The organism is Streptomyces sp. NPDC102402, assembly GCF_044765765.1.
Classification (GTDB): domain Bacteria; phylum Actinomycetota; class Actinomycetes; order Streptomycetales; family Streptomycetaceae; genus Streptomyces.
Window position 1 is genome coordinate 307422 of record NZ_JBIWKR010000008.1, and the last position, 14603, is coordinate 322024.

At 73.6% G+C, this 14603-nt stretch carries 12 protein-coding genes and 1 riboswitch; of the genes, 4 read left to right on the forward strand and 8 right to left on the reverse strand.

All coding sequences use genetic code 11. The annotated features are described in order from the left end of the window. Positions 1-2: 2 nt before the first annotated feature. The 7 genes from ACIRJR_RS24150 to ACIRJR_RS24180 all read right to left on the reverse strand — a co-directional run bounded on the left by ACIRJR_RS24150 (position 3) and on the right by ACIRJR_RS24180 (position 8394). A complete protein-coding gene (locus tag ACIRJR_RS24150) occupies positions 3-1349 on the reverse strand; it encodes a cobyrinate a,c-diamide synthase (RefSeq protein WP_403784140.1) in 1347 nt (448 codons plus the stop codon). After that, on the reverse strand, positions 1343-1951 hold the full coding sequence (gene cobO, locus ACIRJR_RS24155; protein ID WP_403784142.1) for a cob(I)yrinic acid a,c-diamide adenosyltransferase: 609 nt from the start codon (positions 1949-1951) through the stop codon (positions 1343-1345). The genes ACIRJR_RS24150 and cobO overlap by 7 nt, the downstream gene beginning before the upstream one ends. Further along, positions 1951-3978 carry a putative cobaltochelatase gene (locus ACIRJR_RS24160; protein ID WP_403784144.1) on the reverse strand — a complete coding sequence of 676 codons (2028 nt, stop codon included), beginning with the start codon at positions 3976-3978 and terminating at the stop codon, positions 1951-1953. The genes cobO and ACIRJR_RS24160 overlap by 1 nt, the downstream gene beginning before the upstream one ends. Beyond that, positions 3975-5561 carry a cobyric acid synthase gene (locus ACIRJR_RS24165; protein ID WP_403784146.1) on the reverse strand — a complete coding sequence of 529 codons (1587 nt, stop codon included), beginning with the start codon at positions 5559-5561 and terminating at the stop codon, positions 3975-3977. The genes ACIRJR_RS24160 and ACIRJR_RS24165 overlap by 4 nt, the downstream gene beginning before the upstream one ends. Next, positions 5558-6502, reverse strand: coding sequence for a cobalamin biosynthesis protein (locus tag ACIRJR_RS24170; RefSeq protein ID WP_403784148.1), 945 nt, complete (start codon positions 6500-6502; stop codon positions 5558-5560). The genes ACIRJR_RS24165 and ACIRJR_RS24170 overlap by 4 nt, the downstream gene beginning before the upstream one ends. A gap of 128 nt (positions 6503-6630) precedes the next feature. Continuing rightward, positions 6631-6761, reverse strand: a riboswitch (cobalamin riboswitch). Between the two features lie 148 nt (positions 6762-6909). After that, complete coding sequence (locus tag ACIRJR_RS24175) at positions 6910-7131, reverse strand: hypothetical protein (RefSeq protein ID WP_403784150.1); 222 nt, start codon at positions 7129-7131, stop codon at positions 6910-6912. 12 nt (positions 7132-7143) lie between these two features. Continuing rightward, a complete protein-coding gene (locus ACIRJR_RS24180) occupies positions 7144-8394 on the reverse strand; it encodes an anion permease (protein WP_403784152.1) in 1251 nt (416 codons plus the stop codon). 279 nt (positions 8395-8673) lie between these two features. Here ACIRJR_RS24180 and ACIRJR_RS24185 point away from each other — a divergent pair, with 279 nt between their 5' ends. The 3 genes from ACIRJR_RS24185 (at position 8674) to ACIRJR_RS24195 (ending at position 12025) form a co-directional block, all read left to right on the forward strand. Continuing rightward, the gene (locus ACIRJR_RS24185; protein WP_403784153.1) at positions 8674-9333 is read left to right on the forward strand and encodes a class II aldolase/adducin family protein; all 660 of its coding nucleotides are present in this window, start codon (positions 8674-8676) and stop codon (positions 9331-9333) included. A gap of 69 nt (positions 9334-9402) precedes the next feature. Then, a complete protein-coding gene (locus ACIRJR_RS24190) occupies positions 9403-10542 on the forward strand; it encodes an alpha/beta hydrolase (protein WP_403784155.1) in 1140 nt (379 codons plus the stop codon). Positions 10543-10726: 184 nt separating this feature from the next. Then, positions 10727-12025, forward strand: coding sequence for a hypothetical protein (locus ACIRJR_RS24195; protein WP_403784276.1), 1299 nt, complete (start codon positions 10727-10729; stop codon positions 12023-12025). A 30-nt stretch (positions 12026-12055) separates the two neighbouring features. On the opposite strand, the gene ACIRJR_RS24200 is transcribed toward ACIRJR_RS24195, so the two are convergent. Further along, entirely contained in the window at positions 12056-12466 is a 411-nt protein-coding gene (locus ACIRJR_RS24200) for a VOC family protein (RefSeq protein WP_403784157.1), read from the reverse strand. Positions 12467-12847: 381 nt separating this feature from the next. Between ACIRJR_RS24200 and ACIRJR_RS24205 the strand changes: the two genes are divergently transcribed. Then, positions 12848-14446, forward strand: coding sequence for an ABC-F family ATP-binding cassette domain-containing protein (locus tag ACIRJR_RS24205; RefSeq protein ID WP_403784159.1), 1599 nt, complete (start codon positions 12848-12850; stop codon positions 14444-14446). The last annotated feature ends 157 nt before the right edge of the window (positions 14447-14603 follow it).

The following is a 14603-nucleotide window of genomic DNA, read 5'->3' on the forward strand; positions in this document are numbered from 1 at the left end:
GATCACCCCCGGCACCGCTCCACGAAACGCCGGGCCACCGAGGGCGCGGCCGCCCAGTGGGTGTGCAGGTAGCTGGCGTGCACGCCCCCCTGTACGAAGCCCTCCACCCGCCGCTCCGGCTGGTGCAGCCCCCACGCGGGCGTCGGCCCCGCCCCGGGTTCCAGGACCGTCCGGTGGAACTCGTGCCCGCGCAGCCGGGTCCCGGCCACCGCCAGCACGCTGTCCGACACCGCCACGGCCTGCCGGTAGCCGAGTGTCAGCCGCTCGGACATGCGGGCCGAGGCGTCCAGAACCCCGCACATGGGCCGGCCGTCCAGCTCGCGGGCCAGGTAGAGCAGCCCCGCGCACTCGGCGGCCACCGGTGCGCCCGACAGGGCCAGTTCGGTCACCGCCCTCCGCAGCGGCTCGTTCGCCGACAGCTCCGGCGCGTACACCTCGGGGAACCCGCCGCCGACGACCAGTCCCGCCGTGCCCGCGGGCAGCTTCTCGTCGTGCAGGGGGTCGAAGACGACCACCTCCGCGCCCGCCGCGGTGAGCAGTTCGGCGTGCTCCGCGTAGGCGAAGGTGAACGCCGCGCCACCCGCCACGGCCACCACCGGCCGCGCCGCCGGTGCCGGAGACGGCTCCGGCCGCCACGCCTCGTCCGGAAGGGCGGGCGCCGTACGGGCCAGCGCCATCAGGGCGTCCAGGTCGCAGCCCTCGCGTACGCGGTCGCCCATCGCCCGCACGGCGTCGAGCGCGTCGGTCTGCCGCTCGGCGACCGGCACCAGCCCCAGATGGCGGGACGGGGTCGCCACCTGCGGCGCCCGCCGCAGCACCCCGAGCACCGGCAGCCCGGACTCGTCCAGAGCCTCCCGGAGCAGCGCCTCATGACGGTCGGACGCCACCTTGTTCAGGATCACCCCGCCGATCCGTACCTCCGGGTCCCAGGAGGCGAAACCGTGGACCAGGGCGGCGACCGAACGCGACTGCGAGGAGGCGTCGACGACCAGCACGACCGGTGCCCGCAGCAGCTTGGACACCTGGGCGGTCGAGGCGAGTTCACCCTGCCCCGACGCCCCGTCGTACAGCCCCATCACCCCTTCGACGACGGCCAGGTCGCAGCCGCCCGCACCGTGGGCGAACAGCGGGGCGACGAGACCGGGCCCGCACATGTACGCGTCGAGGTTGCGTCCCGGCCTGCCGGTGGCCAGCGCGTGGTAACCCGGGTCGATGTAGTCGGGTCCCACCTTGTGGGGGGACACCGCGAGGCCGCGTTCCGCGAACGCGGCCATCAGGCCCGTGGCGACCGTGGTCTTGCCGCTGCCCGAGGCCGGTGCGGCGATGACCAGACGAGGAACATTCACCACTCGATGCCTCTCTGGCCCTTCTGGCCGGCGTCCATCGGGTGCTTGACCTTCGACATGTCGGTCACCAGGTCCGCGGCGTCGATCAGCTTCTGCGGGGCGTTGCGCCCCGTGATCACCACGTGCTGCGTGCCCGGACGCTCGCGCATCACCTCGACGACCTCGTCGGTGTCGATCCAGCCCCAGTGCATCGGATAGGCGAACTCGTCGAGCACGTAGAGCTTGTACGTCTCGGCGGCCAGGTCCCGCTTGACCTGCTCCCACCCCTCGCGGGCCTTCTCCTCGTTGTCGGAGTTGTCGCCGTGCAGGCCGCGCTGGACCCACGACCAGCCCTCGCCCATCTTGTGCCAGTCGACGGTGCCGCCCTCGCCGCTCGCCCCGAGCACCTTCAGGGCGTTCTCCTCGCCGACCTTCCACTTCGCCGACTTCACGAACTGGAACACCCCGATCGGCCAGCCCTGGTTCCAGGCCCGCAGCGCCAGCCCGAAGGCCGCCGTCGACTTGCCCTTGCCGACGCCCGTGTGGACGAACAGCAGCGGGCGGTTGCGCCGCTGACGTGTCGTCAGTCCGTCGTCCGGTACCGATACCGGCTGTCCCTGTGGCATTAAGCGGCCCTCCCGGCAGCAGTGATGTCCTTGACCAGCCCGGCGATCGAGTCGGCGCGCAGTTCGTCGAGCGTGACCGCGGTGCCTCCCAGATCCCGGGCGAGCTGTGCGGCGAGACCGAGGCGCACGATCCCCGACTCGCAGTCCACGACGACGGACGCGGTCCCCTCGGAGGCGTGCAGCCTCCCCGCCCGCGCGGCCAGTGCCACCGGATCGACGCCCCCCGTGGCCCGCCCGTCCGTCACCACGACGAGCAGCGCCCGCCGTGACGGGTCACGCAGCCGCTCCACACGCAGCACGTCGTGCGCCTTCAGGAGCCCGGCGGCCAGCGGGGTGCGCCCGCCGGTCGGCAGCGTCTCCAGCCGCGCGGCGGCCGCGTCCACCGACGAGGTCGGCGGCAGCGCCACCTCCGCGTCCCTGCCCCGGAAGGTCACCAGACCCACCTTGTCCCGGCGCTGGTAGGCGTCCAGCAGCAGCGACATCACCGCGCCCTTCACGGCGCTCATCCGCTGCCGGGCCGCCATCGACCCGGAGGCGTCCACGACGAACAGCACGAGATTGCCCTCGCGCCCCTCCCTCGTCGCCTGCCGCAGATCGTCCCGCCGTACGACGAGCCCTCGCCCCGACCGGCCGCGCGCCCGCTGGTGCGGCGCCGCCGCCTGCACGGTCGCCGCCAGGTGCAGCTTCGTCAGCGCCCCCTCGGGCCGCCGCGACCCGGTGGTCCGCCCGTGCTCGGTACGCGCCCGGGACCGCCGCCCCGCCGCGCCCTCACCCAGCCCCGGCACGCTGAGCATCTTCGTGCGGAACGGCTCACCGGACCGCACGGGCTGCCGCTCCCCGGCGCCTCCGCCCGGGGCGGGCGCGTCGCCGCTCCCGTTCTGCTCCGGGCCGGGCGCGTCGGTACCGCCGTCGTCGGGACCACCCGTGTCGGTACCGCCGTCGTCGGGGCCACCGCCCTGCGGGGGCACCCCGCCGCCGGGCCCGTCGGGGTCCGGGTCGTCGTCCCCGCCGTCGCCGTCCGCCGCGTCCTGGAGGGCCTCGTCCAGCTTGTCCTCGTCCAGGCCGGGCGCGTCGAACGGATTGCGCCGGCGCCGGTGGGGGAGCGCCAGGAGCGCGGCCTGCCGGACGTCGTCAGCGACGACCTCGTCCCGCCCCGCCCACGCGGCCAGCGCCGTCGCCGTACGCGCCATGACGATGTCGGCGCGCATCCCGTCGACCTCGAAGGCCGCGCACGTCGCCGCGATCTGCCGCAACACGCCGTCGCCGAGCACCACACGGGGCAGCAGGGCGCGCGCGGCGGTGATCCGCTCGCGCAACGCGGCCTCCTCGTCCGCCCACCGTGCGGCGAAGCCGGCCGGATCGTCGTCGTAGGCGAGCCTGCGCCGTACGACCTCGACCCGCAGGTCCGTCTCGCGCGAGGCGGCCACCTCGACGGTCAGCCCGAAGCGGTCCAGCAGCTGGGGACGGAGCTCGCCCTCCTCCGGGTTCATCGTCCCGACCAGCAGGAAGCGGGCGGCGTGCCGTACGGAGACACCCTCGCGCTCGACGTACGAGGCGCCCATGGCCGCGGCGTCGAGCAGCAGGTCCACCAGGTGGTCGTGGAGGAGGTTGACCTCGTCCACGTACAGGATCCCGCGGTGGGCGTCGGCGAGGAGCCCCGGTTCGAAGGCCTTCACACCCTCCGACAGCGCCCGCTCGATGTCCAGCGCCCCGACGAGCCGGTCCTCCGACGCCCCGACCGGCAGCTCCACGGTCCGCGCCGGGCGCGACACGCCCGCCGCCGCCTCGTGGGGGCCGTCGGGACACGCCGGGTCGGGCGCTCCGGGGTCGCAGGAGAAGCGGCACCCCGCCACGACCGCCACCTCCGGCATGAGCGCGGCGAGCGCCCGCACGGCGGTGGACTTGGCGGTCCCCTTCTCACCCCGGACCAGCACCCCGCCGACGGCGGGACTGACGGCGTTGAGCAGGAGCCCCAGCCGTAGATCGTCCTGCCCGACGATGGCGGTGAAGGGATACGGCGTGCTCACGGAGCCTCCTCTGTAGCGATCACATCAGTACGTTCCGGGCCGGCCGCACCGGGCGCCGCACGCGGGGGAGCCGGCACGGCGGGCGCCCCCGGAGCGAGGAACGGCAGCCCCTCGGGCGCCCCGCCCTCGATCAGCCGCCACAGCGCGTCCGTGTCCGCGTGTTCCTCGATCAGGTCACCCAGCCGGTCCAGCTGTTCCTCCCGCAGCGCCCCGAAGCTGGTGTCCGGCGCCGCCGTGAACCGCCGCCCCGCGGCCCGCGCGACCTCGCCCAGGAACGCCCGCCGGAACGCGTCGCTCTCCAGCGACCCGTGCCAGTGCGTCCCCCAGACCGAGCCCACCCGGCAGCCGTCCAGGAAAGGCTCACCGCCCCGCACGTCGGCGACCCCGTGATGGATCTCGTACCCCTCCACGGGTTCCCCGAGCGCCGACCCGACGGGCCGCTCCAGGACCTTCTCCCGGCCGAAGCGGACGCGTACGGGCAGCAGCCCGAGCCCCTCGACCAGACCGGCCCGCGACTCCACGTCGTCCTCGATCCGCTCGCCGAGCACCTGGAAACCGCCGCAGATCCCCAGCACGGGCCGCCCCTCGGCGGCCCGCCGGAGCAGCGCGTCGGCGAGTCCTCGCTCCCGCAGCCACGCGAGCGCCTTCACGGTGCCGCGTGTCCCGGGCACGATCACGAGGTCCGCGTCGACGAGCTCCTCGGCCCGGTCCACGAACCGCACCACCACACCCGGCTCGGCCGCCAGGGCGTCCACGTCGGTGAAGTTGGACATCAGCGGTACGGCGCACACCGCGACCCGCAGTACGTCCTCGCCGTGCGGGGGCGCCACGACCGACTCCCGTACGGTCCCGCGCATCGAGACGCGCAGCCCGTCCTCCTCGTCGATGCCGAGCCCGTGGGCGTAGGGCAGAACCCCGTACGTCGGCCGCCCGGTGAGACCGAGCAGCATGTCGAGGCCGGGTTCCAGCAGCGACACGTCACCGCGGAACTTGTTGACCAGATACCCGGCGATCAGCGACTGGTCCTCGGGGCTCAGCAGCGCCGTCGTGCCGAAGAACGAGGCGAACACACCGCCGCGGTCGATGTCCCCGACGACCAGCACCGGGAAGCGGGCGGCCCGCGCGATGCCCATGTTGACGATGTCCGTGCGCCGCAGATTGATCTCGGCCGGACTGCCCGCCCCCTCGCAGATCACCGCGTCGTACGTGGAGCGCAGCTGCTCCAGACAGTCCGTGACCGTCCCCAGCAGCGCCTCCTGCCGCCCTCCGTGGTAGCCGCGCGCACTCATCTCGCCGACCGGCTTCCCCATCAGGACGACCTGGCTGGAGCGGTCACCGCCGGGCTTGAGCAGCACCGGGTTCATCAGCGCCGACGGCTCCACCCGGGCGGCCTGGGCCTGCATCGCCTGGGCGCGGCCTATCTCCGCCCCCTCGCGGGTGACGAAGGAGTTCAGCGACATGTTCTGCGCCTTGAACGGCGCGACCTTCACCCCCCGGCGGACCAGCCACCGGCAGATCCCGGCCGTGACGACGCTCTTGCCCGCGTCCGATGTGGTTCCGGCGACCAGCAGCCCGCCGCTCATGTGGCTCTCCGTCCCATGGCCAGGCGCCCCGCCGCACACACGGCGAGGGCCAGCACACTCACCCGGTGCGACAGCCGCACCGCGCGTTCGATGTCCGCGACCCGCACCTCCCGGCCGGCCTCCCCGTTCAGCACCGGCCGGTGCTCCACCCGTCCGCCGTACGCGAGTGTCCCGCCGAGCCGCACGCCGAGCGCTCCGGCGAACGAGGCCTCCACGGGGCCCGCGTTGGGGCTCGGATGCCGCCCCGCGTCCGCCCGCCAGGCCCGGACGGCCTCGCGCGGACGCCCTCCGGCGGCCACGGCGAGCGCGGCGGTCAGCCGCGCGCCCGGCCAGCCGGCCAGGTCGTCGAGCCGGGCCGAGGCCCAGCCGTAGCGCCGGTGGCGGGGCGACTTGTGCCCGACCATGGCGTCGAGCGTGTTGACGGCCCGGAAGCCGACCAGCCCCGGTACACCGCCCAGGGCACCCCACACCAGGGCCCCCACCACTGCGTCGGAGGTGTTCTCGGCGACGGACTCCACCACCGCGCGGGCGATTCCGGGGCCGTCCAGGGCCTGCGGATCGCGGCCGCAGAGATGCGGCAGCCGCTCGCGGGCCAGCTCGATGTCCCCGGCCTCCAGCGCGCCGCCGATGGCGCGGGCCTCCCGGCCCAGCGACGTACCCCCGACGACGGACCACGTGGCGGCGGCCGTCAGTGCCACGGCGGCGGCGGGACGGTTCCGTACGGCACGGGCGGCCAGCGCGGCGGCGCCCGTGGCGCCTCCGGCGCAGACGAGCGTGTGCAGGGCGCCCCAGCCGCGGTGGTCGCGCCACAGCCGGCCCTCGACGCCCGCCGCGGCGCGCCCGAAGGCGGCGACGGGGTGGCCACGCCGGGGATCACCGAGCAGCAGGTCGCCGATCAGGCCGGCGACGGCGCCGTACGCGAAGACGCGGTCGGCTCGCACCGCTCAGCCGGCCGTCGCGCCTCGAAGGGCCTTCGTGACAGGTGGTGCGCCGACCGACGCAGGGCAGCCAGACATGGCGTGTGTCCTCACTCAGGGTCCGCGCCCTGGTTCGACGTGACCGGCGACGAGAGTCTCCTGGCTCCCCGGATCCGCACGTCCTCCGGCCTTCCGGTCCGCGGTGGCGGGCCGTGGCTTCCGTGTGGAGGCTGCTCCCCGGTGACAGTGGCGGGACCGCGCCGGATTCGCACCGGCTTCCTCTCCTGTCGCCGTAATGGCTCCGGCAGTCCACCACGCCCCGTGAACGCCCGTCAACCTGCCGTTGACCTGCGAGGCTTCAGTGTGCTGAGACGCACACCGGGCCGGACACACCTCGGTGTGTCCGGCCCGGTGCGCGTCCGCGCGGGTGATCAGGCGACGATCAGGTAGATCCCGTACGCGACCGCCGCCGCGCACAGCGCGAAGCAGGCGTACGCGCCGGTGCGCGCCAGGGCTCCGGCGCCGGAGCCCTGGGACGTGGACGTCTGCCTGGCGAGGCCCGTGATGCCGAGGGTGAAGAGGCCGACGAGCGCGACGGTGATCACGAGGCTGACGCCGAAGACGGAAGCGAGAGCTGCCCAGTCGATGTTCATGCGGTTCTGTCCTTACACCGTGGCCGGTCGGGCCGGGTCGGCCTGGGTGTCCGGGGCGGGGATCGTGGTCTTGAGTTCCGGGACGGCCACGCCGACGGGCGGCGGGCTGACGGCCGCGATGGCGGTCGTGACGACGCCCGCGGGTTCGGAGGCGCCCTCGTTCACGTTGGTGTGGTCGACCGGCTTGCGGCGCGACAGGAGCCAGATGGCGCCCGATCCGGCGACGAGCAGGACGGCGACCACCGCGACACCCCAGGGGCCCTGCTTGGTCAGGAACTCGGCTCCCGCGCCGACCAGGCCGGCGGCCGGAAGCGTCAGGCCCCAGGCGACGAACATCCGGGTGGCGGTGGACCAGCGGACCACGCCCCCCTTGCGTCCGAGGCCCGCGCCCATCACCGCGCCGGAGCAGGACTGGGTGGTCGAGAGGGAGAAGCCGAGGTGCGAGGAGGCCAGGATGACCGTGGCCGCGCTCGTCTGGGCGGCGAAGCCCTGCGGCGGGCGGAGGTCGGTGAGGCCGCTGCCCATGGTGCGGATGATGCGCCAGCCGCCGAGGTAGGTGCCCAGCGCGATGGCGATACCGGCGGAGGCGATGACCCAGACCGGCGGGTTGGAGCCGGGGGAGAGGACGCCGCCGGTGACCAGGGCCAGGGTGATGATGCCCATGGTCTTCTGCGCGTCGTTGGTGCCGTGGGCGAGCGAGACGAGACCCGCGGAGGCGATCTGGCCCGCGCGGTAGCCCTTGGCGGTCGACTTCAGCTGGGCCTCGTCGGTGATCTTCCGGTTGAGGCGGTACGTCAGCTTCGTGGCCAGCAGTGCGGCGACACCCGCGACGAGGGGCGCGGCGATCGCGGGCAGCAGGACCTTCGTGACGACGGTGCCGCCGTTGATCGAGGACCAGCCGGCCGACATCACCGCGGCACCGATGAGGCCGCCGAAGAGTGCGTGGGAGGAACTGGAGGGCAGGCCGACCAGCCAGGTCAGCAGGTTCCACAGGATCGCGCCGACGAGCGCCGCGAAGATGACCTCGGTTCTGAGGCCGTTCTCGTTGATGATCCCGCCGGAGATCGTCTTGGCGACCTCCACCGACAGGAACGCGCCGACGAGGTTGAGAACGGCGGACATGGCCACCGCTGTCTTGGGCTTGAGAGCGCCGGTCGAGATGGTGGTGGCCATCGCGTTGGCGGTGTCGTGGAAACCGTTCGTGAAATCGAACACGAGAGCTGTCACGATCACGATCGCGAGCAGCAGCGTGATGTGTTCCATTTACCCAGGCAATCGTTCGACGTCATTGGCACGTGGAACGTAAGCAACCAGGGTGAACGGAAGATGAACTGGGCAGGGCGGCGTGGTGACCCCAACCGTGTGTGCCGGTTCCGCTTGTGTGCGCGGAGAACATCCGGAGGCTCTCGCTCCGGGGCGTGGGCCGGGCGTGGGCGGGGCGTGGGCGGGGCGTGGGCCGGGGCCGGCCCCGCACCTGTCGTCATCCCTCGGCCCGATGTGTCCCCCGGAAGAGACATCGGTCACCACCCCTAGGATCCCCGCATGGGTGACGAGCGGCAGGACGCGATCGAACAGGCGTGGCACGGAGTCGTCGCGACGGCCCGGCGGACGGCGGCGGACGGCCTGGTGGTCGGCACCTCGGGCAACGTCTCGGCCCGGGTCGGCGACATCGTGCTGGTCACCCCCAGCGGGGTTCCCTACGACCGCCTGGGTCCCGGCGACGCCGTCGGCGTCGACCTCGAAGGGCGTCAGGTCCTCGGCGGCCTCGTCCCGACCAGCGAGCTGGCGCTCCATCTGGCCGTCTACCGCGAGAGCGACGCCGCAGCCGTCGTCCACACCCACGCGGTGCACGCCACCGCTGTCTCCACCCTCGTCCACGAGGTGCCGCTCATCCACTACGCCGCCGCCATGATGGGCGGCCCCGTCCGCACGGCCGCCTACGCGCGCTACGGGACGCGGGAGCTCGCCGACAACATGCTGACCGCGCTGCGCGGCCGCACCGGCTGCCTCCTGCGGAACCACGGGACCGTCACGTACGGCAGCACCCTCGACGAGGCCTACGACCGCACCGCCCAGCTCGAATGGATGTGCAGGCTCTGGCTCACCGCGAGCTCCGTGCCCGGCCACAGCCCCGCCCTCCTCTCCGCCGCCCAGCTGCGTGACGTGCAGGAGGCCCTGGAGGGCTACGGCCAGCCCGGCTGAACCCGGGGCGCCGCTCCGTACGGCCCCTGCCCACTGGCAGAGGGCGCCCAGGCCCAGGACACTGGAGCCGTGCGCCAGGCAACAGCGGCGGCAGTGGCCGCAACCTCGATCCTCGGCGCCGGCGCGGCAGCGGTCGCCGCCGGCCGCTACGCCAGCGACGTCGCCCTCGGGGCGTCCTCGCCGCGTCCCTTCCCGGCCGACCGCCGTCTCACGGTGCACGCCACCGCCGCCGGGCAGGTCACCCTGACCCGCTCCTTCTCCGCGCTGCGCCCCGGTACCTACGGCCTGGCCGGCCGGGGCGTCCACGCGGTCGTCGGCCCGGCGGCGGATCAGCCGCCCGGCTCTTCCGGCGCCTCCGCCGACACCGTCGTACGCCGGCTGGAACGCGTCACCCTCGGCAGCCTGAAGCCGGGCACCCGGGTCCGCCTCACCCCGGAGCTCCACCGCGGAGACCCCCTCGCCGCCCTCGGCCTCGCGTACAAGGAGGTCGAGGTCCCCGGAGAGCTCGGAGCCCTGCCCGCCTGGTTCGTGCCCGGGGCCCGCGACACCTGGGTGATCACCGTGCACGGTCTCGGCACCACCAGGGACCACCCCCTCAACGTGATGGGGTTCCTCCACGACCAGCAGTTCCCGGTGCTCGACCTGGCCTACCGGGGCGACCCGGGCGCCCCGCGCTCCCCGGACGGGCTCACCCACCTCGGCGAGTCCGAGTGGCGCGACCTCGACGCGGCCATCCGCTACGCGGTGCGCTACGGGGCCGAGGGCGTGATCCTCCACGGCTGGTCGACCGGCGCCTCGATGGCCCTGCACGCGGCCGTCAACTCCGCGCTCCGCGACCGCGTCCGCGGTCTCGTCCTCGACTCCCCGGTCCTCGACTGGCGGGTCACCCTGCGGGCGCTGGCCTCGGCGCGGGGTGTCCCCGCCGCGCTGCTGCCCCTCGCGGTCCGCGCGGCCCAGGGGCAGACCGGTCTGCGCGGTGCCCCGCTCCTGGACACCTCGGTGCCGACGGCCCTGCACGCCCCCACCCTGATCGTCCACGGACCCGACGACACGCTGGCCCCCTGGCAGCCGTCCCGGGAACTCGCCGCACGCCGGCCCGACCTGGTGACCCTGCACTCCGTGGCGCAGGCTCCGCATGCGGCGATGTGGAATGCCGACCCGGCCGGCTACGAAGAGGCGCTCCGGCGCTTCCTCACGCCCCTGATGTGAGCTGATGGGCCGGAACCGCCCGGTTGGTGACCCGGCCCCGAAGCCCGCCGAACCCTGGTGACACGGCTTCCGTTTGGGCTTTCGGCCCGTCAGAGGCAAGACTGCTCCCGTGACGTCCCGTACCCCGCGCGACTCCAGGCTGCGACTTGTCCGCCCGCGACCCCAGGCGACCGCCCGTAAGGCCGTGACGACCCGGCGCACCCGGCCGGCCCCCCGCCCACCCGAGGGCACACCGCCCCCGGCGGAACTGGCACGCCAGGCCAGGGCCGTGCTCGCCGACGCCGTACGGATCGCCCACTGGGCCGCGGACGGTACGAGTACGGGCTCCGCCCCCCTCGCCGCCCAGGCCCTGCGACGGGCCTCCGCCGCGCTGGAACTGCCCCCGGCCCAGGTGCGGGCCGGCTGGGACCGGGCCAGGCTGGCCGGACTCATCGAGCTGCACGGCGACACCGCCCGCCCCGGCTGGCGGCTGCGTGCCTGGGACCGGGACGACTCCGCCGTGCTCCGCGGCTGGGTGGCGCTCTTCGACGCCTGGTCCCTCGTCCACGCCTCACCCGACGGCATCGAGGCGACCGCCGTGGCGGAAGCCGTCGAGGCCGTGCCCCAGGTGCTCTCCCTCCTCCAGCTCTCGGCGGGCCCCGTCACCGTGCCCGCGCTCCTCGACCTGCTCGGCCAGCGCGTGGCCGAACTCCACGAGGAGCGGTGCGAGGTGCCCTACGGGCCGCAGGAGCGGCCCGTCCCGCCCGCCGGGCACCCCGCCGACCTGAACGCGCTCCTGCTCGACTGGGCGCTGGAGGGCCTCGCCTCCGTCGGAGCCCTCACGCTCGGCGCCGGTCACGCCACCCTCACCCCGCTGGGCAACTGGGCGGTCTGGGTCAAGCTCGAGCAGATCTGCGTCGCCGCCCAGAGCCCGGCCGGCAACATCGAGCAGTCCGCCGCCGACATGCTGCTCGGCTGCGCCCGCCTCACCCCCGGCCCGGCCCGCGCCGAATACCGGGCCTGGCTCGCCGCCCGGCCCGTCGGCAGCGCCGTGGCCGAGCTGCTGGCCGTCGCACGGGGCGAGGACGCCCTGCTGCGCGGCCTGGCCTTCGAGGCGCTGCGCGTCGTCGGCGCCCCCGCGGAGCCGGTCGTCCGCTCCGTCGTCACCGAGGCGCCGCTGCGCCCGTACGCCCTGCTCTGGCTCGCCGAGTACGAGGGCACCGACCCGGACGACGCCCAGGACGTCCTCAGCCGCGAGGAAGCCACCTGGCTCTGGGTCGACACCGCCGCCGCCGTGGCCGACCACGGCGAGACGGGCCTGCTGGTCCGCCATCTCGACTCCGCCGTCCAGGGCACGGTCCCCGCGCTCCTGGACGAGGTGCGTGCCGTCGGGCATCCACGGACCGTCCAGGTGCTGGTCGCCCTGGCCGCGGCCCACCCGGACCCGGCCCTCGCCAAGGCCGTGCGCCGGGCGGCCTTCCAGGTGCACACCGGCGGGGTCTGAACACCGCGAGGACACACGGCCCCGGGGCGGTCAGCCCGACGACCCCGGGGCGTACGTCCCGAAACTCCAGACGTTGCCCTCGCCGTCCCGCGCCATGTAGTCGCGGGAGCCGTAGTCCTGGTCCGTGGGCGGCATCAGGATCTCCACGCCGTGCTCCACCGCCCGCGCGTGGTGCTCGTCCACCTCGTCCACGACCACGTAGACCCCGGCGGGTCCGGCGCCCGACATCGCGCGGGCGAAGACACCCTCGCCCCCCTTGGAGCCGAGCATCACCCTGCCGTTGCCGCAGGACAGCTCGGCGTGCAGGACGCTGCCGTCCGCGCCCTCGTACACCGCTTCCTCGGTGAACCCCAGGGCCTGCGTGAGCACGCCGATCGCGGCCTTCGCGTCCTCGTACAGAATCGTCGGGAAAATCGTGGGAACGCCGTTCGCGCCTGCCATCACGCTCACCCTCTCCAGCTCACACGCACCGTTGCTATGTGATCTCCGTCTCAGTCTCGCACCGGCCACCGACAGCGGCGGTCGGAGGTGGCGCCCCGGCGCGGCCGCCTGCACGGGATCCCACGGGAGGCCGCTGCCTGCGGAAGCGTGGAGAGGCCCCCGGCGACCGCGCACCCCTGGGTCGGGTATCGAATGGTTCGTCCAGGTATGCCCATGCGCGCGACAGGGCGCGGTGGCGCGGTGACGGACCGGGAGCATGCGGAGGAGCACGTGGACACCGCCAGTAGACTGAGTCCCATGGCAATTCTCCTTGTGCACTAGACGGCGTCGAGTCGTGAGCCCGCTGTCCCTCCGCCGTCCATACCGCCCTGGAGTATTTCCGTGATCACCGCTTCCGGCATCGAGCTGCGCGCCGGCGCCCGCATCCTCATCGAAAACGCGTCCTTCCGTATCGCCAAGGGTGACCGCATCGGTCTGGTCGGCCGCAACGGCGCGGGCAAGACCACCCTCACCAAGTGCCTCGCGGGCGAGGGGACCCCCGCCGGCGGCACCATCACCAACAGCGGTGAGGTGGGCTACCTCCCGCAGGACCCGCGCACCGGTGACCTCGACGTCCTGGCCCGCGACCGCATCCTCTCGGCCCGCGGACTCGACGAGATCCTGCGCAAGATGCGGGAGAACGAGGAGCGGATGGCGAACGGCAAGGGCGCCACCCGTGAGAAGGCGATGAAGCGGTACGAGCGTCTGGAGACGGAGTTCCTCACCAAGGGCGGATACGCCGCCGAGGCCGAGGCCGCCACCATCGCCGCCGCGCTCAGCCTGCCCGACCGAGTGCTCGGCCAGCCCCTGCACACCCTCTCCGGCGGCCAGCGACGCCGTGTCGAGCTCGCCCGCATCCTGTTCTCGGACGCCGACACGCTGCTCCTCGACGAGCCCACCAACCACCTCGACGCGGACTCGATCGTCTGGCTGCGTGACTACCTCAAGAGCTACCGCGGCGGCTTCATCGTGATCTCCCACGACGTCGAGCTCGTGGAGACCGTGGTCAACAAGGTGTTCTACCTCGACGCCAACCGAGCCCAGATCGACATCTACAACATGGGCTGGAAGCTCTACCAGCAGCAGCGCGAGGCCGACGAGAAGCGCCGCAAGCGCGAGCGTCAGAACGCCGAGAAGAAGGCCGCGACCCTCAACGCGCAGGCCGACAAGATGCGCGCCAAGGCGACCAAGACCGTCGCCGCCCAGAACATGGCCAAGCGCGCCGACCGGCTGCTCTCGGGCCTGGAGGCCGTACGGGTCTCGGACAAGGTCGCCAAGCTGCGCTTCCCCGACCCCTCTCCGTGCGGCAAGACCCCCCTGATGGCGGAGGGCCTGTCCAAGTCCTACGGGTCGCTCGAGATCTTCACCGACGTGGACCTGGCCATCGACAAGGGCTCCCGTGTCGTGATCCTCGGCCTCAACGGCGCCGGCAAGACGACCCTGCTGCGCCTTCTCGGCGGGGCCGAGAAGCCCGACACCGGCGAGGTCATCGAGGGCCACGGCCTCAAGCTCGGCTATTACGCGCAGGAGCACGAGACCCTCGACCCGGACCGCTCCGTCCTGGAGAACATGCGCTCCGCGGCGCCCGACCTCGACCTCGTCGCGGTCCGCAAGACGCTCGGTTCGTTCCTCTTCTCCGGTGACGACGTGGACAAGCCCGCCGGAGTGCTCTCCGGCGGCGAGAAGACCCGGCTCGCCCTGGCGACGCTCGTCGTCTCCTCCGCCAACGTGCTGCTGCTCGACGAGCCCACGAACAACCTCGACCCGGCCAGCCGCGAGGAGATCCTCGGGGCCCTTCGCACGTACAAGGGCGCGGTCGTCCTCGTCACCCACGACGAGGGCGCGGTCGAGGCGCTCCAGCCGGAGCGGATCATCCTGCTGCCGGACGGGGTCGAGGACCTCTGGGGTGCGGACTACCGGGACCTCGTCGCCCTCGCCTGACCCGGTGGGGCTCCCGGATCCGGTGCGGAGCCCGGTGATCCAACGCGTCTGGATCATTCGGCCCATCGGTGATCCATCATCTGGGTGAGCGGGTCTCGTACCCCGGCGCGGCGCCCGGCAGATAGCTGCCGGGCGCACTCATTTCAGGCCACCTCAC

What these genes read in the sequence shown, in the direction of transcription:
- ACIRJR_RS24165 (WP_403784146.1), bottom strand. Translation starts at nt 5,561, where the DNA reads ATGAGCGGCGGGCTGCTGGTCGCCGGAACCACATCGGACGCGGGCAAG.
- cobO (WP_403784142.1), bottom strand. Translation starts at nt 1,951, where the DNA reads ATGCCACAGGGACAGCCGGTATCGGTACCGGACGACGGACTGACGACA.
- ACIRJR_RS24175 (WP_403784150.1), bottom strand. Translation starts at nt 7,131, where the DNA reads ATGAACATCGACTGGGCAGCTCTCGCTTCCGTCTTCGGCGTCAGCCTC.
- ACIRJR_RS24185 (WP_403784153.1), top strand. Translation starts at nt 8,674, where the DNA reads ATGGGTGACGAGCGGCAGGACGCGATCGAACAGGCGTGGCACGGAGTC.
- ACIRJR_RS24200 (WP_403784157.1), bottom strand. Translation starts at nt 12,466, where the DNA reads ATGGCAGGCGCGAACGGCGTTCCCACGATTTTCCCGACGATTCTGTAC.
- ACIRJR_RS24180 (WP_403784152.1), bottom strand. Translation starts at nt 8,394, where the DNA reads ATGGAACACATCACGCTGCTGCTCGCGATCGTGATCGTGACAGCTCTC.